17 protein-coding genes are annotated in these 21323 nt (G+C 63.6%); 3 read left to right on the top strand and 14 right to left on the bottom strand.

Translation table 11 applies throughout. The features are described 5' to 3' along the window. Positions 1-13: 13 nt before the first annotated feature. Together gltA and gltX are read right to left on the bottom strand one after the other, a co-directional pair. Positions 14-1306 (bottom strand): citrate synthase, encoded by a 1293-nt coding sequence (gltA, locus tag G8E03_RS10840; RefSeq protein ID WP_166191586.1) that lies wholly within the window; start codon positions 1304-1306, stop codon positions 14-16. Between the two features lie 110 nt (positions 1307-1416). After that, positions 1417-2817 (bottom strand): glutamate--tRNA ligase, encoded by a 1401-nt coding sequence (gltX, locus tag G8E03_RS10835; protein WP_166191583.1) that lies wholly within the window; start codon positions 2815-2817, stop codon positions 1417-1419. A 37-nt stretch (positions 2818-2854) separates the two neighbouring features. Here gltX and G8E03_RS10830 point away from each other — a divergent pair, with 37 nt between their 5' ends. Then, positions 2855-4960 carry a ComEC/Rec2 family competence protein gene (locus G8E03_RS10830; RefSeq protein ID WP_205793069.1) on the top strand — a complete coding sequence of 702 codons (2106 nt, stop codon included), beginning with the start codon at positions 2855-2857 and terminating at the stop codon, positions 4958-4960. On the opposite strand, the gene lexA is transcribed toward G8E03_RS10830, so the two are convergent. The 7 genes from lexA to G8E03_RS10795 form a co-directional block, all read right to left on the bottom strand. Beyond that, on the bottom strand, positions 4954-5640 hold the full coding sequence (lexA, locus tag G8E03_RS10825) for a transcriptional repressor LexA (protein ID WP_166191578.1): 687 nt from the start codon (positions 5638-5640) through the stop codon (positions 4954-4956). The two genes, G8E03_RS10830 and lexA, sit on opposite strands and share 7 nt — an antisense overlap. Before the next feature lie 120 nt (positions 5641-5760). Then, entirely contained in the window at positions 5761-6930 is a 1170-nt protein-coding gene (locus G8E03_RS10820; protein ID WP_166191575.1) for a molybdopterin molybdotransferase MoeA, read from the bottom strand. After that, positions 6927-7394 carry a cyclic pyranopterin monophosphate synthase MoaC gene (gene moaC / locus G8E03_RS10815; RefSeq protein ID WP_166191572.1) on the bottom strand — a complete coding sequence of 156 codons (468 nt, stop codon included), beginning with the start codon at positions 7392-7394 and terminating at the stop codon, positions 6927-6929. Before moaC ends, G8E03_RS10820 begins: the two co-directional genes overlap by 4 nt. Further along, on the bottom strand, positions 7391-8206 hold the full coding sequence (gene trpC / locus G8E03_RS10810; protein WP_166191569.1) for an indole-3-glycerol phosphate synthase TrpC: 816 nt from the start codon (positions 8204-8206) through the stop codon (positions 7391-7393). Before trpC ends, moaC begins: the two co-directional genes overlap by 4 nt. Continuing rightward, the gene (locus G8E03_RS10805) at positions 8203-8883 is read right to left on the bottom strand and encodes a uracil-DNA glycosylase (protein WP_166191566.1); all 681 of its coding nucleotides are present in this window, start codon (positions 8881-8883) and stop codon (positions 8203-8205) included. Before G8E03_RS10805 ends, trpC begins: the two co-directional genes overlap by 4 nt. A gap of 25 nt (positions 8884-8908) precedes the next feature. After that, on the bottom strand, positions 8909-9922 hold the full coding sequence (trpD, locus tag G8E03_RS10800) for an anthranilate phosphoribosyltransferase (protein WP_166191563.1): 1014 nt from the start codon (positions 9920-9922) through the stop codon (positions 8909-8911). Then, positions 9915-10511, bottom strand: coding sequence for an anthranilate synthase component II (locus G8E03_RS10795; protein WP_166191560.1), 597 nt, complete (start codon positions 10509-10511; stop codon positions 9915-9917). Before G8E03_RS10795 ends, trpD begins: the two co-directional genes overlap by 8 nt. Before the next feature lie 176 nt (positions 10512-10687). On the opposite strand from G8E03_RS10795, the gene G8E03_RS10790 reads away from it, so the two are divergent. Beyond that, positions 10688-12094 carry a polysaccharide deacteylase family 2 protein gene (locus tag G8E03_RS10790; RefSeq protein ID WP_166191557.1) on the top strand — a complete coding sequence of 469 codons (1407 nt, stop codon included), beginning with the start codon at positions 10688-10690 and terminating at the stop codon, positions 12092-12094. A 75-nt stretch (positions 12095-12169) separates the two neighbouring features. On the opposite strand, the gene trpE is transcribed toward G8E03_RS10790, so the two are convergent. From trpE to G8E03_RS10775, 3 genes are all read right to left on the bottom strand, one after another. Continuing rightward, complete coding sequence (trpE, locus tag G8E03_RS10785) at positions 12170-13681, bottom strand: anthranilate synthase component I (RefSeq protein WP_166191554.1); 1512 nt, start codon at positions 13679-13681, stop codon at positions 12170-12172. 3 nt (positions 13682-13684) lie between these two features. Beyond that, entirely contained in the window at positions 13685-15544 is a 1860-nt protein-coding gene (locus G8E03_RS10780) for a peptidylprolyl isomerase (protein WP_166191551.1), read from the bottom strand. Between the two features lie 89 nt (positions 15545-15633). Further along, positions 15634-16818: an aminotransferase gene (locus tag G8E03_RS10775; RefSeq protein WP_166194126.1), complete on the bottom strand. Its 1185-nt coding sequence runs from the start codon at positions 16816-16818 to the stop codon at positions 15634-15636. A 75-nt stretch (positions 16819-16893) separates the two neighbouring features. On the opposite strand from G8E03_RS10775, the gene G8E03_RS10770 reads away from it, so the two are divergent. Then, positions 16894-18705 (top strand): ABC-F family ATP-binding cassette domain-containing protein, encoded by a 1812-nt coding sequence (locus tag G8E03_RS10770; protein ID WP_166191548.1) that lies wholly within the window; start codon positions 16894-16896, stop codon positions 18703-18705. A gap of 2 nt (positions 18706-18707) precedes the next feature. Here G8E03_RS10770 and G8E03_RS10765 read toward each other — a convergent pair whose 3' ends face one another. Both G8E03_RS10765 and parE read right to left on the bottom strand, forming a co-directional pair. Beyond that, positions 18708-19049, bottom strand: a complete 342-nt coding sequence (locus G8E03_RS10765; RefSeq protein WP_166191545.1) for a hypothetical protein — start codon at positions 19047-19049, stop codon at positions 18708-18710. Positions 19050-19243: 194 nt separating this feature from the next. Further along, a complete protein-coding gene (gene parE / locus G8E03_RS10760) occupies positions 19244-21205 on the bottom strand; it encodes a DNA topoisomerase IV subunit B (protein ID WP_166191542.1) in 1962 nt (653 codons plus the stop codon). Between the last annotated feature and the right edge of the window lie 118 nt (positions 21206-21323).

The following is a 21323-nucleotide window of genomic DNA, read 5'->3' as shown; positions in this document are numbered from 1 at the left end:
ACGCCCCGAAATATCAGCGGTTTTCGACGTTGATGTAATCGCGATGTGTCGCGCCGGTGTAAAGCTGGCGCGGACGGCCGATTTTCTGCTTCTCGTCGGCGATCATTTCCTTCCACTGAGAGATCCAGCCCACGGTCCGCGACAGTGCGAAGATCGGGGTAAACATGGAAGTGGGGAAGCCCATCGCGTCAAGGATGATGCCGGAATAGAAATCAACGTTGGGATAGAGTTTCCGATCTACGAAATACGGATCCTCCAGCGCGATCTTCTCCAGTTCCTTGGCGACCTGAAGCGTCGGGTTATTCTCGACGCCGAGCAGAGCGAGCACCTCGTCCGCGCTCTCCTTCATCACCTTGGCACGTGGGTCGAAGTTCTTGTAGACCCGGTGGCCGAAGCCCATCAGACGGAAGGGATCGTCCTTGTCTTTCGCCCTTGCGATGAACTCGGGGATACGATCCACCGAACCGACTTCGCGCAGCATGTTCAGAGCGGCCTCGTTCGCGCCGCCATGAGCGGGCCCCCACAGACACGCAACACCCGCGGCGATGCAGGCGAACGGGTTGGCGCCAGACGACCCTGCAAGGCGCACGGTGGAGGTCGAGGCATTTTGCTCGTGATCCGCGTGCAGGGTAAAGATGCGATCCATTGCGCGCGCCAGGATCGGATCGACGACATATTCCTCCGCCGGAACCGCGAAGCACATGCGCAGGAAGTTCGAGGCGTAATCCAGCGTGTTGTCGGGGTAAACGAAGGGCTGTCCTACCGAATACTTGTAGGCCCAGGCGGTGATCGTCGGCAGTTTCGCGATCATGCGAATCGACGCGACCTCACGCTGCCACGGATCGTTCACATCGGTGGAATCGTGATAGAATGCCGACATCGCGCCAACGACGCCGCACACGATGGCCATGGGGTGCGCATCGCGCCGGAAGCCACGGAAGAAGTGCGTCATCTGCTCATGCAGCATGGTGTGGTTCGTCACGCGGTTGGTGAAATCCTCAAGCTGTTGCGCCGTCGGCAGCTCACCGTAGAGCAGCAGGTAGCACACCTCGAGGTAATGTGATTTTGCCGCCAGCTGGTCGATGGGATAACCCCGGTGCAGCAACTCACCCTTGTCACCGTCAATGAAGGTGATCGCGCTTTCGCACGACGCGGTGGAGGTGAAGCCCGGATCGAAGGTGAACACGTCGGCCTGAGCATACAGCTTGGAGATATCCACGACATCCGGCCCGAGGGTCGGGCTCATTACGCCAAGTTCGAGATCCTTGCCGTTGACGTTGAGTTTAGCGGTCTTGTTGTCGGTCATTCGTACGTCCCTGTCCTACGGGCAGGCAAAGGCCCCGCCTCGGTGTTCTATATGTCCGGGGGAGCGATCCCCCTGGGCCGAATCACATCGGCACCCCGATGGCCCGTACCTCAACCGGCAGCGAGCACGTCGTCGATCCGCGCCAGGCTCTCCTCCCGCCCCAGATGGACGAGCACATCGAATATACTGGGAGAGGTGGAGCGACCAGTCAGAGCCGAGCGCATCGGTTGCATGACTTTGCCCAGCTTGAGCTCTTCTTCCCCGGCGAAGGCCTTGATCGTAGCCTCCAGATCAGTGTGCGTCCAAGTAACATTCCGCAACCGCTCAGTCAATCTTTCCAGCATACCACGGGATACATCATCGATCTGAGAGGCCGCCTTGGCATCCATCTCGATAGGCCGTGAGGTCAGAAGATAGTGACCCATTTCAATAAGATCGGGCAGTTTCTTCGCCCTCTCTTTCAGGGCAGGCATTGCCTGGGTCAGGCTTTCACGGATTTCGGGGCCGGGAACGGGCATTTGTTGCAGCGCCATATAGTCCGTTAGCAGTTGCGTCAGGTCCGCGTCATCCATCGCGCGGATGTGCTGACCGGACAGGTTGTCGAGCTTTTTGAAGTCGAATCGCGCTGCCCCCTTGGAAATCGCATCCAGCCCGAACCACTCGATCGCCTGCGCAGTCGTGAAGAACTCATCGTCGCCGTGGCTCCAGCTCAACCGTGCGAGGTAATTGCGCATCGCCTCGGCCGGATAGCCCATGTCGCGGTAATCCTCGACGCCGGGCGCACCGTGACGCTTCGAGAATTTCGCCCCGTCCTCACCATGGATCAGCGGGATATGCGCGTAGACCGGGCGCGGCCAGCCCATCGCATCCAGGATCAGCACCTGCCGCGCGGCATTGGTCAGGTGGTCATCGCCCCGGATCACATGCGTCACGCCCATGTCGTGATCGTCCACCACCACGGCCAGCATATAGGTCGGCGTTCCGTCCGACCGCAGCAGGATCAGATCGTCCAGCGTTTCGCTTTTCCACGCGACGCGGCCCTGAACCGCATCCTCGACAACGATTTCGCCCTCGCGCGGTGCCTTGAGCCGCACGACATAGGGCGCATCCGGCAGGTCTGTCGCGTCCCGCCAGGGGGAGCGGTAGACGGTCGAGGTGCCGGCCTCCTTCGCCGCGTCACGAAAGGCCGCTATCTCCTCCTGCGTGGCGAAACATTTATAAGCGCTGCCATTTTCCAGCATCTGGTGCGCCACCTCGGCATGGCGGTCCATGCGGGCGGCCTGGCTGACCGCCTCATCATCCCAATCCAGCCCCAGCCATTTCAAGCCGTTGAAAATAGCCTCCGTCGCTTCGGGGGTGGAGCGGGCACGGTCCGTATCCTCGATGCGCAGCAGAAACTTGCCGCCATTTGCGCGCGCAAACAGCCAGTTGAACAGCGCCGTGCGTGCGCCGCCGATATGCAGGAAGCCCGTGGGCGATGGGGCGAAGCGCGTGACGACAGGGGTGTTCATGAGGTGTTAACTTTCCGGTAACCATACGGGGTCGAAGATGCTCCCCGTGTTTAATGCAATCGCGCTCCCGCCGACAAGGCGCTCGGCTCTGACATGGCTGGATGAAGCCCTCGAACCGCAACGTCGCCAGTTGGTCCTGTGGGTGCCTGTGCTGTTCGGTATCGGCATAGGTATCTATTTCGCGTGGCCGTCCGAACCGACAATCTGGCACGCCATGCTGGTCCTGATAGGAGCGGGGTTGTGTTTGCTGGGATATCGGGGCGGTTTGAGCGCGGGGGCGCTTGCTTTCATCATCGCCATTCCGTGCCTTGGGTTCGTCAACGCAACGTTGAGGACGCAGATCGTCAGCCATCCGGTGTTGGAGCGCGATTTCTACGGCACGATATCGGGGCGGGTGATCAATATAGGCCGCTCCGCGTCGGGCAATCCGCGCGTCTTGCTTGATGAGGTGATCCTGTATGGCGGACCCCCGGTCGCACGGGTGCGCATTTCGCTCACCGGGGCGGCGGGCTTGCCGCCTGCGATTGCTGGACGCACGGTGATGCTGACGGCGCGCATCGGACCGCCGGGCGGGCCGGTCTCACCCGGTGGGTTCGATTTCAGGCGGCTTGCATGGTTCGAACGGCTCAGCGCCGTGGGCTATACCGAATTACCGGCGATGGTGTTGGAGGACGGGCCGAGCGCACCAATTTTTCGAGCGCGCATGGCGCTTGCGGATGGGATCCGGGCCGAAATGCGCGAACCTGCGGCAGGTTTCGCGGCGGCGATCCTGACAGGGGATCGGTCCACCGTGGATCAGGAGGTCTTGCGTGATCTCAGAGCATCCAATCTGGCACATCTGCTGGCGATCTCCGGCCTGCACATGGGGCTGCTGACCGCGTTTGTGTTTGCGGTGGTGCGTCGTGGGTTGGCTCTGATCCCCGGTCTGGCTGTGCGATATCCCATCAAGAAATGGGGGGCCGTGGCGGCGCTGATTGCCGGGGCAGGCTACTTGGTGCTGTCCGGCGCCTCGGTCCCTACGCAACGGGCGTTCGTCATGGTCGCGGTGGTCCTGACGGCGGTTCTGCTGGACCGGCCCGCCTTTACCCTGCGCGGTGTGGCCCTTGCGGCAATGTTGATCCTGCTGGTCAGACCGGAGAGCCTGTTGCAAGCCGGATTTCAGCTCTCATTCGCGGCGACCGCTGCATTGGTGGCGGTGTTCGAGGCCTTGCGCGGGTTCACCTGGTGGAGGGACGAAGGAAAGGGCTGGGTCAGCCGGTATCGCGCTGGCATCGCGCTGCTCATCACGACCAGCGTTGCGGGTCTGGCGACAGCACCCCTGGGCGCGTTCCATTTCAATCAGGTGTCGCAACTGGGGCTGATCGCGAACCTGATGGCCGTGCCTCTGATGGGCGCGGTCATCATGCCGGCGGGAGTTCTGGCGGGGTGCCTCGCACTGGTCGGGATGGAGGCAGTCGCCCTTTTGGTGATGGCATTCGGAATCGAGACTGTTCTGGGTGTCGCCCATTGGGTGGCAGGGCTGGACGGTGCGACCCGAGGTATCAAGGCAGGGCCGTGGTACGTCCTGCCGATGATTAGCTTGGGCGGCATATGGTCGATCCTCTGGCGCGGAGCGGGGCGATGGGTGGGGGTGATTCTGTTCAGTCTCGCCGCGTGGTTATGGTTCGAAAGTGAACGGCCCGAGGTCCTGATCACCGCCAGTGGTCGCTTGATCGGGGTGATGACCGAGGATGATCGCGCACTCAGTCGCGCGTCCGGCAACAGCTTCGCGGCTCGCAGCTGGCTGGCGGATGATGGCGATGATGCGTCACAGGCGGAGGCTGCGCGAAGGTGGACAGCGCAGAGCGGGCAGGGCTGGCAAAAGGTGGACCTGACAAACGGGTGGCAGTTAATCCAGATATCGAGCCGCAGCCGCTGGCCCGCCGATCTGCCGGAATGCGATGATCGCACGATCCTGATCGCGACAGCATGGTCGCCCGATTTGCCCTTGCCGCCGTCCACGCAAACATGCGGGCAGGTGTGGCGTCGCGATCCGCTGCGCGCAACGAAAGGGGTTGCCTACTGGCTGAGCGATGACGGCTACGACCTTGCAACGGTGGCAGGGCATGAGGCGGCGCGGCCCTGGACCGCAACCGGTCAGTAGGTGCGGATCAGCCCGACGAGACGCCCCTGCACCTTTACCTGATCATCGCGATATACGCGCGTCTCATAGGCAGGGTTCGCGGCCTCCAAGGCCACCGCACTGCCGCGCTTGCGCAGACGTTTCAGCGTCGCCTCCTGATCCTCGACCAGCGCAACGACGATGTCACCGTTGTTCGCATCGTCCTGTTCCTGAATCACGACGATATCGCCGTCGTTGATGCCGGCGTCCTTCATCGAATCGCCCTTGACCTCCAGCGCATAGTGGCGACCGCCGCGCTGGATCATGCCGCCGGGGACGGAAACGTGGCTGGCGACCTGCTGAATCGCCTCGATCGGCGTACCGGCCGCGATCCGGCCCATCACCTGCAACTCGATCGAGTCGCCCGCCCGCACCTTCAACGCGGCGGGGGGCATGTCGCTCAACCCGCCGGGAATGGCGGTGGGGCGGAAGCCGGAGGGTTCCGCGCTGTCGGGCATACGGACGATTTCAATCGCCCTGGCACGATGGGCGAGGCGGCGGATGAAGCCCCGTTCCTCCAGCGCTGTAATCAGCCTGTGAATTCCGGATTTGGAGCGAAGATCCAGCGCCTCCTTCATCTCATCGAAAGAGGGGGAAACGCCGTCCTTCTGGACACGGGCATGGATGAAGTTGAGCAGATCGAGCTGCTTGCGCGTCAGCATCATAAAACTCCCTGTCATCGCGTTCGCCGCATCCAGGTTCACAGGACCATGCGACGATCAAAAGCGATCGTTCCCAGTGGTTCTATAAAAGTTCTCGTTTTGTGTCAACGGCCGCGCGTCTCAATCCAGATGGATTGTCGCTACCATATCACCAATTTCACGCGGCGGATCGTTGGGCGGGCGCACGACCAATGTGTCGGCGGCGTCCAGAACGCTCAGCAATGCGCTGTCCTGCCGTTGGAATATGCGCACTTTTTCACCGACACGCACGGCGCGCATGTAGTGTTCCCGGTTCCCATTCGGGCCGACTGCTTCGGCGAGGGGGCGCTTCGTTCGCGGCAGGGCATCGCCATTGCCGCCCAGCATCAGGTCGAGCGCGGGGCGCAGGAAAATCTGCGCGCATACAAAGGCGGACACGGGATTGCCCGGCAGGCCGATCATCACCGCCTGTCCCAGACGCCCCGCCATCAGCGGTTTGCCAGGGCGCATGGCAACCTTGTAGAAATCCAGCGCCAGACCCGCCTCACCCGCGACCTGAGCGACCAGATCGTGATCGCCCACTGATGCGCCGCCCAATGTGACGATCATGTCGGCGGCGCTGGCCAAATCCAGAACTTCACGCAGACCGTCAGTCGTATCGGGTGCGATGGGAAGGATTCGCGCGATGCCGCCCGCGGCCTCGACGATGGCGGCGACGGCGTAGATGTTGGAGCTGACGATCTGATCCGGGCCGGGAACCTCACCCGGTACAACCAGTTCGTCGCCCGTCGCGATCAGTCCGATCACCGGGCGTCGATAGACGGGGACCTCAGGAACGTTCATCGCGGCCAAGAGGGCGAGGCGCGCCGGGGTGATCCGGCCGGGTTGCACGCGATCGCCCTCGGTGAAATCGCCGCCTGCGGGGCGAATGTTGCGCCCGTCCCCGGTCTGATTGATCGTGATGTGGTCGCCGGATCGGCTGACATCCTCCTGAATGACGACCCGTTCAGCCCCCTCGGGAACGGGTGCGCCGGTGAAGATGCGTACCGCGCAGCCCGGCGGCAGATCCCCGGCATAACCGCGACCCGCCTGAGATTCGCCGATGACTCGGAGCGTAGCGCCGACCGCTGTATCGACATCCCGCACCGCATAGCCATCCATCGCCGAAGCCGCGAAGGGCGGCTGCGTGCGTCGTGCCGCGACCGGGTGCGCCAGAATGCGGTTCGTGCTGTCGCGCAGAAACACATCCTCCACCGGCATCGTTGTGATCAGTGCGCGGATACGCTGCAATGCCTCTTGAACTGGGATCATTCCGCCTCGAACCGGCCGGACTTGCCGCCATCCTTGTAGGTCAGTCGGATATCGGTGATCTGCATGTCCTTTTGCACCGCCTTGAGCATGTCATAGACGGTCAGCGCGGCGACGGTGACGGCGCTCAACGCCTCCATCTCCACCCCGGTGCGTCCGGATGTGCGCACAGTCGCTGAAATTTCGACGCCCGATGCGGACAGGTCGAGGTCGAGCGAGACCTTGGACAGGGGGAGGGGGTGGCAGAGCGGGATCAGGTCGGCGGTCTTCTTGGCCGCCATGATCCCGGCAAGCCGTGCGACGGCCAGAACGTCGCCCTTCTTGGCTGTGCCGTCCCGGACCAATGCGCGGGTTTCCTCGGACATCACGACCGAACCGCGCGCGGTGGCGGTGCGGGTGGTGACCTCCTTGTCCGTCACGTCAACCATATGGGCGTCACCCTTGGCGTCGAAATGTGTCAGGCTCATGTCGTGGCCCCCATCCGCACCGGGTTCGAAAGCAGGGTTCGGGTCGCGACCTCGACATCCTGCTGGCGCATCAGGCTTTCCCCGATCAGGAAGGCGCGCGCGCCGTAACCGGACAGGGTCGCGAGATCCCCCGCCGTGGACATGCCGCTTTCGGAAACCAGAATCCGGTCCTCCGGAACCTGCGCCGCCAGATCGCGCGTCGTCTCAAGAGACGTCTCGAACGTCTTGAGATTGCGGTTGTTTATGCCCATCAGGGGGGAGCGTAAGGCGAGTGCGCGCTCCAGTTCCGGCGCGTCGTGCACCTCGATCAGGGCGGACATGTTCCACGCCTCGGCGGCGGCTTCCAACTCCTCCGCCTGCGCGTCGGATACGCTGGCCATGATGATGAGGATGCAATCGGCGCCGAGGCTGCGGGCCTCCGCCACTTGCCACGGATCGTACATGAAATCCTTGCGCAGCACTGGCAGATCGACAGCAGCGCGTGCCGCGATGAGGAAATCCTCATGCCCCTGAAAACTGGGCGCATCCGTCAGAACGCTGAGGCAGGTCGCCCCCCCCGCCTGATATGCGGCGGCCAGCGCGGCGGGCTGAAAATCCTCACGGATCAACCCCTTCGACGGGCTGGCCTTCTTTACCTCTGCGATAAGGGCATAATCGCCCTGCGCGATGCGGGCCTGTATCGCACCTGCAAAGTCGCGAACCGGCGATGCCTGCCGGGCGAGAGCCTCGATTTCACCCTGCGGGCAGCGGGCCTTTCGCGCGGCGATCTCGTCGAGCTTGTAGGCTTTGATACGGTCCAGAACATTGGTCATGGGGTCACCTTTACGCCGGGGCGTGCAGCTTGAAAAGCCTGTCCGGCCCAGTCGATGGGGGACGCACCGCGCGCCTTCAGCCAGGTGTTCACCCGGCTAAAGGGACGTGACCCGAAAAACCCGCGTCGGGCAGACAGGGGCGAGGGGTGCGCCGTCTCGATCATCAGGTGATCGGCTGGCGCGATATGGCCGCGCAAACCCTGTGCATGCCGTCCCCACAGGACGAACGCCGTTGGGCGGGTCGAGACCTCGGCCAGAACCTCCACCACCAGACGATCCCATCCCAGACGCGCGTGCGACCCGGCCTCGCCCTCACGTACGCTCAACGCGGTGTTGAGCAGCAAGACCCCCTGCGCGGCCCAGTGGGACAGATCGCCGGTGGCGGGCGTCGCGTTGATATCGTCCTGCATCTCCTTGAAAATATTACCTAAGGAGCGGGGTAATGGCGAGATTTCCGCATTGACGGAAAAGGCCAGCCCGTTGCCGTGACCTGCCGTGGGATAGGGGTCCTGACCCAGGATAACGACGTGGACATCCTCGGGTCGCACGGCGTCCAGCGCGGCGAAGCGCAGCGGTTCCGGGGGCAGGACGTGCTCCTGTCCGGCCAGGTGCCGCGCGATCGCGGGGTAATGCGCGTCGAAGAACGAAAGATGCGACCATGCCTGAGGTATCTGCATTTCGGGGACCTCGACCACTTGCGGTTCAGGCTTGCGTGGCCTTCGCCAATGCCTCGACCTTTGCGCGCGCGGCACCGCTGTCGATGCTTTCACGTGCTATGCCGACACCGTCCTTCAGATCGTCCACCTTGCCCGCGACCAGAAGTGCGGCGGCGGCGTTGAGCAGGACCGCATCACGATAGGCACTGTGCTGACCATCGAGCAGAGCGCGAAGCGCGACCGCGTTGTCCGCCGGATCGCCGCCCATCAGATCCTCGAACGGGTGCACGGGCAGGCCGGCATCCTCGGGGTGGACCTCAAGCTCGGTCACGACGCCATCTTCGAGGGCGGCAACCCAACTGAGCCCCGCAACGCTCAGTTCATCCGTGCCGTCCGAGCCATGGACCAGCCACGCCCGGTCCGAGCCGAGAGCCTGCAACGTTTCCGCCATCGGACGGATCAGCTCACGTGAAAACGCGCCTGTCAGTTGCCGCTTGACGCCAGCCGGATTGGTCAAAGGACCCAGAATGTTGAAAATCGTGCGTGTGCCGAGCTCCTGCCGGGCGGGCATCACATGGCGATTGGCGGGGTGGTGCATGGGGGCCATCATGAAGGCGATGCCGACTTCGTTCAGCGCCCGCTCCACCACATCCACGCCGACCATCACGTCGATGCCCATCTGGCCAAGCGCATCCGCCGCCCCGGATTTCGACGACAGGTTGCGGTTGCCATGCTTTGCCACCACGACCCCGGCCCCCGCAACAACAAAGGCCGTGGCGGTGGAGATGTTCAGCGTACCCTTGCCGTCGCCGCCGGTTCCCACAATATCCATCGCGCCCTCGGGCGCCCTGACGGCGGCACATTTCGCCCGCATCACCGTGGCTGCGGCGGCGTATTCGTCCACCACCTCGCCCCGCGTGCGCAGGGTCATCAGAAACCCGCCGATCTGATGGGCGGTGGCCTCACCCGTCATCAGCACGTCGAATGCTTCCTCCGCCTCGGCACGGGTCAGGGGGCGATCGACGGCGGCGGCGATCAGCGGTTTGAGGCGTTCAGACATGCGCGGGCGCTTTCAATTCAGGGGCCAGGTCGAGGAAGGTCCGCAGCATACGGTGACCATGTTCGGAGGCTATGGATTCGGGGTGGAACTGTACGCCGTGGATCGGCAGCTCACGATGGCTCAACCCCATCACGGTTCCATCAGCGACATCCGCGGTGATTTCCAGACAATCGGGAATCGAATCCCGCGCCACCGTCAGGGAATGATAGCGGGTCGCCTGAAAGGGCCCGTCGATATCGGCGAACGGCCCGCGTCCGGTGTGGCGGATGGTATCGACCTTTCCGTGCATGATGTCATCGGCGCGCACGACCTTGCCGCCGAAATGCTGCCCGATGGCCTGGTGCCCCAGACACACACCCATCAGCGGCGTGCGCGTTTCCGCAGCCGCCGCCACCAGCGCCAGGCAAATTCCGGCCTGATCGGGGTCACATGGACCGGGGCTAAGCAGGATGGCCGAGGGGCGCAGCGCCATCGCCTGTTGCACGTTCAGGGCGTCATTCCGCTCGACCCGAACATCGACGCCCAACTCGCCCACATAATGGACAAGATTGTAGGTGAAGCTGTCATAATTATCGATCAGAAGCAGCATATCCGGCCCGTTTCCTTGCCCGTTTTTTCTGGTTGCGCGGGGCCCAATCCGCCCTGCGACCTGATAGGTTCGCACATTCATGCTGTTACACCTGCCTGTGCGCGGTATAAATGCGGGGAAGTCCATGCCGGGGTCAAGGGATCACTGGCGCGGCAAAGCGATTGAGGGAGAGCGACATGGCGGCACGACGCGATGGATCAGGGTTTTTCGGCGGATTTATCGGCGGTCTCGTCCTGAGTGTGGCGGCGTTTGTCGGCGCGGCGGTCGCCTTTCCTCCGCCCACGCTCGATAAGGTGCAGCAGATAGATGAAATCCCGCTGCCGCCCCGGCTGCCGACGCTCGAAGGACAGACCAATACCGGGCCGGTGACCCGTCAGTTGGAGGCGACGCGGCCCCGGACCTCTGAACCGGTCGTGCCATCCAGTGCCCCGGCGGTGGACCCGCAAGTCAATCCGGGCAGTGTGGCTCTTGCCCCTGCGCCCGATGCAAATGAGGGTGCGCGAAGCGGCGCACCGGTCGCCACTGCCCCCTCCGACGGCTTCACCACGCCACAGGGCGGGGCGGGCCTGAACGCACCCGAAACGCAAACCGCGCGGTTGAGCGTGGTAACCGCGCCGGCACGGCCCCGCGCGGGGATCAATGCGCCGGGCCCGGGGTTGGAGCCTGCGGCCGCACCGGGCGCGGATGCCCCCACGGCGAACTTGCCCCGCATGAATGCGGATGGATCGCTGACCCGGCCCCGCGTCACGGGCATTCAACCCGAAGTCGGCGGTTCGTCAGCGGATGCGATTCCGCAGGCAGAGCCTGCCCCCGCACCTGTTGTCGCCGCCCCTGTCAGCATCCTGCCTGAAGCAGAGCTCGTCAGTGCCCCTGTCCCGCCCGAGGAAGCGCCGCGCCGGATCTTCGCGTCGAATTTCCTTGTTCCTGAGGGTCAGCCGCTGATCTCGGTCGTCCTGATCGATGGGGGGACCGGTGATTTTCCGCAGGAAACCATCGACGCGCTCAGCCTGCCGTTGACCGTCGCGATCCCGGCCAACGCGCCGGACGCGGTCGAACGGTCCCGCGCGTTTCGTGCCGCCGGGTTCGAGGTTCTGGCAATGATCCCGCAGGATATAGCTACCGCAATGGGTGAGATGGACGATCAGGGTGTGGCCGAAACCCTCGCCGGGGTTTTCATGGCTGTGCCTGAAGCCATCGGTGTGATCGATGCCGAGGGGGGCGCGATGAGTTCCGACAGCCGCGTGACCCGCGCCGCCCTCGATTATCTGGTGCTGAGCGGGCACGTGATGGTGACGCAGGCCGGGCGGGGCTTCAATCAGGCGGATCGTCTGGCTGCCGCCGCCGGCGTTCCCAGCGCAACCGTGGATCGCAGACTCGACAGTTCGTTGGGGGGTGCCACGATGGTCAACGGACTGCAACGCGTTGCGCTGGAAGCACGCAGCAGCGGCGGTGCGATGCTGATCGGGCAGGGCAATTCCGAGACGATCACCAGCATCGTGACCTGGGCATTTTCACCCGCCAGCCGCGCGGTCTCCCTGTCACCGGTCACGCCCCTGCTGGAACGGTTCGAGGACAGTCGCTGAACCGGGGAGCGATCCAGCGCTGGCCTGAGCATTAGACGAGTAGCTGAGGAAGGCGACTAGCCCCGCGTTGCGCGCCTAGCCGTTGCCCCGCCGCGCCTGAGAAATCGCGTCGTGGGCGGCGGCCATCAGGGCACCGGCCTTGTTGACCGTTTCCTGATATTCAGCCTCCGGATCGCTGTCGTAGACGACACCGCCACCGGCCTGAACATAAAGCGTGCTGTCCTTTAGCACGGCGGTGCGCAGGGCGATGCAGATGTCCATTTCGCCATCGGCGGAAAAATAGCCGACGCCACCGCCATAGACACCGCGTTTTTCCGTCTCCAGCTCATCAATGATCTGCATGGCTCGAACCTTGGGCGCGCCGGAGACCGTACCTGCGGGCAAACCGGCCAGCAAAGCGTCGAGCGCATCGACACCGTCGCGCAGGCGTCCCTCCACATTGCTGACGATATGCATGACATGGGAATAGCGTTCGATGATGAAGGTTTCCGTCGGCTTGACCGTGCCGATTCGGGCCACGCGCCCCACATCGTTGCGCCCCAGATCGAGCAGCATGAGGTGTTCCGCCCGTTCCTTGGGATCAGCCAGCAACTCACGCTCCAACGCCAGATCCGCCTCGGGCGTTGCACCCCGCTTGCGTGTGCCTGCGATGGGCCGGATCGTTACCTTTCCCGCCCGGACCTGCACCAGAATCTCGGGGCTGGCGCCAATAACCTGAAACCCGCCGAAATCGAAATAAAACATGTAGGGCGAGGGATTCGTGCGGCGCAGCGAGCGATACAGCGCGAAGGGCGATTCCTCGAACGGCAGTGACCAGCGCTGCGAGGGAACGACCTGAAAGATGTCGCCCGCGCGGATGTAATCCTTGGCCTTCTCCACCATGGCGGCGTAGCCCTCACGCGTAGTGTTGGAGACAGGCTCAGGCATTTCGGAGGTGCCGACGACCTCTCGCCGGGCGCCAGTGGGCGCGCGGTCCAGGTCGGCAACGACATCCATCACCCGTTCCGCCGCCTGCGCGTGCGCGGCGCGGGCGCTCTGCCCGGAACCGGCCCATACAGGCGAGACGACGATTACCTCGTCCTTGACCGCATCGACGATGGCCACGACGCTGGGGCGCATCATCACCGCGTCGGGCAGGTCCAGTGGATCCGGATTGACGTCGGGCAGATGCTCCACATGGCGAACCATGTCGTAGCCCAGATATCCGAACAGACCTGCGGCCATCGGCGGCAGATCCTGTGGCAGATCCACACGGCATTCCGCCAGCAGCGCCCGCAGGCTGTCCAAAGGTTCGGCCTGATCAGAAACGAAGGCGTCCGCGTCGAAGCGGGCATTGCGGTTGATTTCCGCCTGCGGCCCGCGACAGCGCCAGATCAGATCAGGTTTCAGCCCGATGACAGAATAGCGCCCCCTGTTTTCGCCCCCGGTAACGGATTCCAGCATGAAGCTGTCGCGCCGCGCGCCCGCAATCTTGAGCATCACGCTGACCGGAGTGTCCAGATCCGCGACCAGTCTGGTCCACACGACCTGATTGCGACCAGCCTCGAACGCGGCGGTGAAATCGGAAAGTTCGGGGAGCAGATGCATGGCTCAGCGCAGACTTTGCACGATTTGATCGAGCACGGCCTGATTGACGACGATGCCGCGCTCATCCGCGATGGCGTTGGCGAAATATCCGATCATGTCCCGTTCGACATCGACGCGGGTCTGATCGGTGAACAGGTTGCGAAGTGTCTGGGCGTTTTCATCCTCCAGCTCGTAGGGCGTCACGTCCGTGAGGGTGAGGAGGATCGCCCCCGCTTCATCCTCGAAAATCATCGCCGTGCCTTGCTCCGCCTCGAACACAGCGGCGGTGGCCTCGGGGCTGAGGAAGCCGTTCTCCGCGTCGCGCGTCAGCCCCTCATCCGTTTGCAATTCAAGCTCCTCGCGCTGTGCCAGTGTGCTGAGGGTCAGGCCGTCGGAAAGCGCGGTTTGCAGCTCCTGCGCCCGCTCCATCGCCGCATCGCGGGCCGCGTCGGCGCGCCAAGCATCGGCTACATCGGTGCGAATCTCGGCCAGTGGGGGCAGGGCGGGAGCGATAACCTCATCCACGCGCACGGCATAGAACGACAGGTCGCCCGCCTCGATCTGGTCACGATCCGCGCCGATATCGCTGGCGAAGGCTTCTTCGATCACCTCGGACGGCAGTTCGGCGGATTGGTCCTGTGTGACGGTGGCGGTGCCCAGGGCATAGGCGCTTTCCTCTGCGATCTGTTCGAGCGTGGCGCCCCCCGCAATCAGTTCCTCGACCCGCAAGCTTTCGGAGATCACGATCTCCTCCGCCTCGGCGAGGGCCAGACGCTGCCGCAGGTCGTCGCGCGCATCCGCGAAGGCGGTTTCGCTGGCCGGGATGATCGCGTTGATCGAAAACAGGGTCGGGCCCAGATCGGTCGTGACAGGGCCGACGATGCCGGTCGCATCCGGTCCGAAGACCGCCGCGCGGGCGGAACGGGCAAGCTGGGTTTCGCTGATCAGGCCGAGCGAGATGTCGCCGCGCTGCAATCCCCGCTCCACCGCCTGATCGCCGAGTGTCGTCTGACCGCTCTCGATCGCCTCAAGCGCGGTTTGCGCTGCGGCTTCGTCGGAAAATGCCAGACGATCCACGATACGGCGCTGGGGCGCCTGAAACTCCTGAATGTCCCGCTCATATTCGGCGCGCAGGGCCTCCTCATCGAAATCCATGTCTGCGGCCAGCATTTGCGGCGTCAGATAGGCGTAGGTGATGGCGCGTTGTTCCGGTGTGCGGAACCGATCGGCGTTCTCGTCCAGATAGGCTTGCAAGGCATCGTCCCCGGCCAGGTCGAGGGTCATGGGCTGCGCGGGAACCAGCACCCAGTTCACGCTGCGCTCCTCCCCCAGATAGCTGAGCAGGGCGTCCGCCGCGACCGGCGGCAACACCGCGCCGTCAGCGATCACCTCGCCCAGCAGGGCGACCGTTTCGGAATCGCGGATGATCTGCTCGAACCGCTGCGCGTTCAGACCACGCTGGTTGAGGAAGAATTGATAGTTAGCGGCATCGAACTCCCCCGATGTGCCGCCCAGACCGGGCGTTTCGAGCAGGGCGCGCTGCACGACCTGATCCGGCATGGACAGGCCCAGCCGCGTTGCCTCATCCTTCAAGGCGGCGGCGCGCAGCAATTCCCCCAGAACCTGCTGATCGACGCCCTGCGCCTGCGCCGTCTGCGCGTCGAGCCGCAGGCCGTATTGCTGCTGAATCGCGTTGACACGATTTTCGAACGCCAGCCGATACTCGGTCACGGTGATGTCGGTCTTGCCCACCCGCGCCACGCTGGAGGCGCTGCCCCCGGTGAGGATATCGGTAAAACCGAACGCACCCAGCCCCAGGATCAGAAGGGCGATGATGATCCAACCGAAAATGCCGGATTTTTTCGAGCGCATGGTGCTGAGCATGGTGTCGCGACCCTTGTCGGTAAGAAGTTTGCGAAGTGATATGGGATGGGCTGGCGATGCGCAAGCGAGCCGCCGATCTCAGATTGCCCTCAGGGGGTGAACGCGGCGAGCCGGTGTGCCATCTGCCGCAGCCCCTCTTCACCGGCATTTGCGAATGCCACGCGCAGGGTCGCCTCGGCAAAGCCATCGGTGCCCTCGGGCGCGAACATCGTCCCCGGCAATACCAACAGCGATTGTTCCGCCACCAACCGCTGCGTCAACTGATCGGACGTCATGTCGTAGGGGTGGCGCAGATAGGCGAAATAAGCGCCTGAACCCAGACGCTCCCACCCGTCCAGCGTGTCAATCAGCCCGTCGATCAGAGCCTTGCGCGACAGGATCTCCGAACGTTCGCCGCGCAACCAGTCACTCATGTGACGCAAACCGTAAAGCGCGGCCCGCTGGCCCAGTTGATTGGCGCAGATCGTGACGGTGTCGAGGAATTTCTCGATCTGCACCATAAGGCCTGCACCTGCCGTCACCGCGCCGACACGGTGACCCGTCAACCGGAAGGCCTTGGAGAAGGAATATAGGTGAATCAGCGTGTCGTGCCAATCTGGATCGGTGAACAGGTCGTGCGGGCTGGCGTCGCTGGAATGGAAGTCGCGATATGTCTCATCCACGATCAGGGCAAGGCCATGCCGTCTCGCCAGTTCCAGGAACGCCCGCATCAGACCGGCGGGATATTCCGCCCCCGTGGGGTTGTTCGGCGTGACCAAAACGATGGCGCGCGTGTGGGCATCAATCAGACGCTCCGCCTCCGCCACATCGGGGAACATGCGGTCGCGCACGGGCAGGGCGCGGGTCTCGATCCCGCTCATCTCCAGCCACATCCGATGATTGAAATACCACGGGGTTGGCAGAATCACGTTGTCGCCTTGCCGCGCCAATGACGCGACCGCCGCGCAAAACGCCTGATTGCAGCCCGAGGTGATGGCAACCTGATCGGATACGATCCGCCCGCCGTAATCTTGTGACCACCGCTCCGCGACCGCTTCACGCAATTCCGGCAAACCCAGGACGGGACCATAAAGATGCGCCCCCGGATCATTCATGATGATCTCGGCCATTGCCTGCCTCATCTGCGCCGGGGGCGGAGCCGTCGGTGCCGCCTGGCTGAGATTCAGCAATGGACGGTCGGGCGGAAATGTGCGCCCCGCGATCCATTCGCGCGCCCGCATGACAGGAGGGGAGAAGGTGGCGGTGACGTGCGGGTTCGCGGTGATCGTGTTCATGCGCGGACGGTGCCGCGCGGCTGTCTGCGATGCAAGCCACTTGACGCGCACCGCCCACCCCTCCAAGTGGGGCGCATGGCACAACCTCCGATCCTCACCCTCTCCGACATCGCGCTGACCTTCGGCGGCGATCCCCTGTTCACGCAAGCCGCATTGATCGTGCAGCCGGGCGACCGCGTCTGTCTGGTCGGGCGCAACGGCTCCGGCAAATCCACGCTGATGAAGATCATGGCAGGCATGATCGAACCCGATGCCGGTCAGCGGTTCCTGCGGCCCGGAATGCAGGTCAGCTATATGGATCAGGACCCTGATTTCACCGGCTACGACACGCTGGGCGATTTCGCGATGGAGGGGTTGGAGCTTGGCATGGAATGGAAGGTCTACGCCGCTGCCGAGGGCCTGAAACTGGCGCTGGAGCGTGATCCGGCGCAGGCATCGGGGGGGGAGCGGCGCCGGGCCGCGCTGGCAAAACTGCTTGCCGCCGAACCCGATCTGATGCTGCTGGACGAACCGACCAACCACCTCGACATTCAGGCGATCGGTTGGCTTGAGGAACATCTGAAGGCCACGCGGTCGGCATTCGTCATGATCTCACACGACAGGACGTTCCTGCGCGAACTGACCCGCGCGACCCTGTGGGTTGACCGGGGCGTGGTGCGACGCCTGGAAAGCGGCTTCGAAGCCTTTGAGGATTGGCGCGACAAGACCTTCGAGGAGGAGGACATGCAGCGCCACAAACTCAACCGCCTCATCAAGGAGGAGGCCCGTTGGGCGGTCGAGGGTATTTCGGCAAGACGCAAACGAAATCAAGGGCGTGTGCGGCGTCTTGGCGAACTGCGCGACGAACGGTCGAGCCAGATTCGACGGCAGGGCACGGCCGCGATGGGGTTCAAGGCTGGATCGAAATCCGGCCGTCTGGTTGTCGAGGCCACCGATGTCACGAAGGTGTTCGGTGACACTGTGATCGTCGAGGATTTTTCGATCCGGGTGATGCGCGGGGAGCGTCTGGCACTGGTGGGCCCGAACGGCGCTGGGAAAACATCGCTTCTCAAGCTGTTGATCGGTCAGGAAAATCCCGACTCCGGCACCATCAATATCGGCACCGGTCTGGACGCCGTGGTGTTCGATCAGAATCGCGCGGCGCTGGACCCGGATGCGAGCCTTTGGGAAAGCCTTGCGGGGGATCCGCTGCTGGGGGTCTCCGGCCGTTCGGATCAGGTGATGGTGCGAGGTGTGGCCCGACATGTCGTCGGCTACCTCAAGGATTTCCTGTTTGACGATCAACAGGTCAGATCGCCCGTCCGCGCCCTGTCCGGGGGGGAGAAGGCGCGTCTGCTGTTGGCCAAGCTGATGGCGCGTGAGAGCAATCTGCTGATCCTCGATGAGCCGACCAACGATCTGGACGTGGAGACGCTGGATCTGTTGCAGGAGCTTGTAACCGATTACGATGGCACGGTTATCCTGGTGTCCCACGACCGCGATTTTCTGGACCGGGTGGCGACCACGACGGTTCTGATGCAAGGCGGCGGACGCACCACGATCTATGCTGGCGGCTGGTCCGATATTGCAGCACAAGGCGGCGATACCGGCGAAGACGAGACGACTGCGGTGCGCCAGCCAAGCGGCGGCGGGGCAGCGCAGCAAACCACTCAAGCGCCACCGAAATCCACCACCGCGCCCGCCGGAAACCCGGTGAAGATCGCGGCGCTGGAGGCGGAGATGGAAACCCTTCAGGCGGAGATCGCGAAACTGGAAACCTTCCTCGCCGATCCCGACCTTTACGCGAAATCCCCCGCCAAGTTCGACAAGGCGACGGCGGGGCTGATGCAACGGCAGGAGAAGCTGGCAAAGGTCGAGGAGACCTGGTTGGAGCTTTCCGAGGGCTGACCTCAGTTAAAGACGAACGCGACCTGCGAGGTGGTCCCGGCGACGGGGCCGTCATGGACCAGGGTCGTGCCGCGCGCGGTGCAGCGAAGATCGGTGATCACGCCATCGGGCGCGGTCAACTCCCCCGGGGTGGAGAAGAAAACCCGCTCGCCCGACACCATGGCATGACATCTCTCCCCGGTCAGGATGCCGTTGCGCGCGGACGCGGTGACGGTGATCGTCGTGTCCTCGGCCAAGGTCGGCTGCGCCTCGGAGATCAGGGGGCCACGGTCGAAGGTGGCTTCGTTGCCGGGGGCGGTGCAGGCGGCGAGGAGGAGGAGGGGCAACGCAAAAATCTTGTTCATGGCGGACATTCCTAATTAAGTGATTCTGCCTGATGCAGGATAAGGTGGGAGCGATGGATCAACCGCGATTAAGTTCAGAAAATCACAATCCATCCACGGCCGCCATAGAAGGGCGAGGTCGAACTCTCTCCTAGATCGCTTTGCACCCGCCCCGAAATCTGGCGTGCTCCTGAGTTGCCATGCCAAACGGGCTTCTAGACATCTACATCCTCAACAAACCTAGCGTTCTCCTGAATGTATTGAAACCTCAATTCCGGTTTCTTGCCCATCAGGCGCTCGACCAGACCGCCGGTTTCGCCGGGGGCGTCCTCGTCCACCGTGACCTTGATCAGGGTGCGCTTGGTCGGGTCCATCGTGGTTTCCTTGAGGTCCTTTGCGTCCATCTCCCCCAGACCCTTGAAGCGTGAGATGTCGATCTTGCCGCGGCCACCCAGACCCTTGGCCAGCAGGGCGTCCTTTTCTGCATCGTCATGCGCGTAAACGCTGATCGCGCCCTGTTTCAGCCGGTAGAGCGGAGGTGCGGCGAGGTAGAGGTGCCCGGCGTCGATCAAGGGCCGCATTTGGGTGAAGAAGAACGTCATCAGCAGCGCCGCGATATGCGCGCCGTCCACGTCCGCGTCGGTCATTATGATGATCTTGTCGTAGCGCAGATCGTCCAGCCGGAACTTGGTGCCCATGCCGGTGCCGAGCGCCTGACCCAGATCGTTGATTTCCTGATTCGAGCTCAGCTTGGCCGAGGCAGCGCCGAGCACGTTGAGGATCTTGCCCCGCAGCGGCAGCAGGGCCTGCGTCTTGCGATTGCGGGCCATCTTGGCGGATCCGCCGGCGCTGTCGCCCTCCACCAGAAACAGCTCGGTCCCCTCACGCGTGGCGGTGGAGCAATCCACCAGCTTGCCCGGCAGGCGCAGTTTCTTGGTCGCGGTCTTGCGTGCGGTCTCCTTCTCCGCCCGGCGGCGCAGACGCTCCTCGGCCTTGAGCACGAGGTAGTCGAGGATCGCGCTAGCCGATTTGGGATCGGCGGCCAGCCAGGTGTCGAAACGATCGCGGATCGCGGTTTCGACCAGCCGTTGTGCATCGGTCGTGGCGAGGCGGTCCTTGGTCTGGCCGACAAATTCCGGCTCCGCGATGAAGACGGAGATCAGGGAGGACGCCCCGGCCATCACATCGTCACGGGTGATCTGCGCTGCCTTGCGGTTCTGGGCAAGTTCGCCATAGGCGCGGATGCCCTTGGTCAGCGCATTCCAGAAGCCGCTGACATGCGTGCCGCCCTCAGGCGTGGGAACAGTGTTGCAGTAGGACGACATGAAGGCGTCCCGCGCCGGGGTCCAGTGGATTGCCCACTCAACGGAGCCGGGCAGGTTGAAACGCTCGCCGAAATCCACCTTGCCTGCGAAGGGTTTTTCCGCATAGGTCACAACACCTTCAAGGATTTCCTTGAGGTAGTCCGCCAAGCCGCCGGGAAACTTGAACGTCGCCTCGGCGGGGACGCCGTCAGCCTGAACCGCGGTTTTCCAGCGGATCTCGACGCCTGAGAACAGGTACGCCTTGGACCGCACCATCTTGAGCAATCGGGCGGGTTTGAAGCGGGCGGCGGTGCCGAAGATTTCCGCGTCGGGATGGAAGGTCACGGTGGTGCCGCGCCGGTTGGGGGCGGCACCGACCTTGGCCACCGGACCCTGCGGAATCCCGCGTGAGAAATCCTGCGCGTAAAGCTCCTTGTTGCGGGCAACCTCGACCCGGACGTGATCGGACAGCGCGTTGACCACCGAAATGCCGACGCCGTGCAGACCGCCCGAGGTCTGGTACGCCTTGCCCGAGAATTTACCCCCCGCGTGCAGGGTGCACAGGATCACCTCCAGCGCGGATTTGTCGGGAAAACGGGGATGCGGGTCGATGGGAATGCCGCGACCGTTATCACGGATGGTGACGGAATGATCGGCGTTCAATTCCACCTCGATCCTTGTGGCGTGACCGGCGACGGCTTCGTCCATCGAATTGTCGAGCACCTCTGCCACCAGATGGTGCAAGGCCCGCTCATCCGTGCCGCCGATATACATGCCGGGGCGTTTGCGCACCGGTTCCAACCCCTCCAGCACTTCGATGGAGGAGGCGTTGTAGCTTTGCTCGGCAGCGTCTTTGAATAGATCGTTTGGCAAGGGTGGTCCCCGAGTCTGGTGTTGTGCTCGCCCCTATTAGACCAGATGTGGGGGGCGGGGGTAAGGGGGCCTGCGTGGTTTCACGACAGGTCGGGCGAGTGTCTGCTCTGCCGCGAAT

This window comes from Pontivivens nitratireducens (genome assembly GCF_011290545.1).
Lineage (GTDB): Bacteria > Pseudomonadota > Alphaproteobacteria > Rhodobacterales > Rhodobacteraceae > Pontivivens > Pontivivens nitratireducens.
The sequence above is the reverse complement of the archived record's forward strand: the minus strand, read 5'-3'. Positions and strand labels throughout refer to the sequence as shown.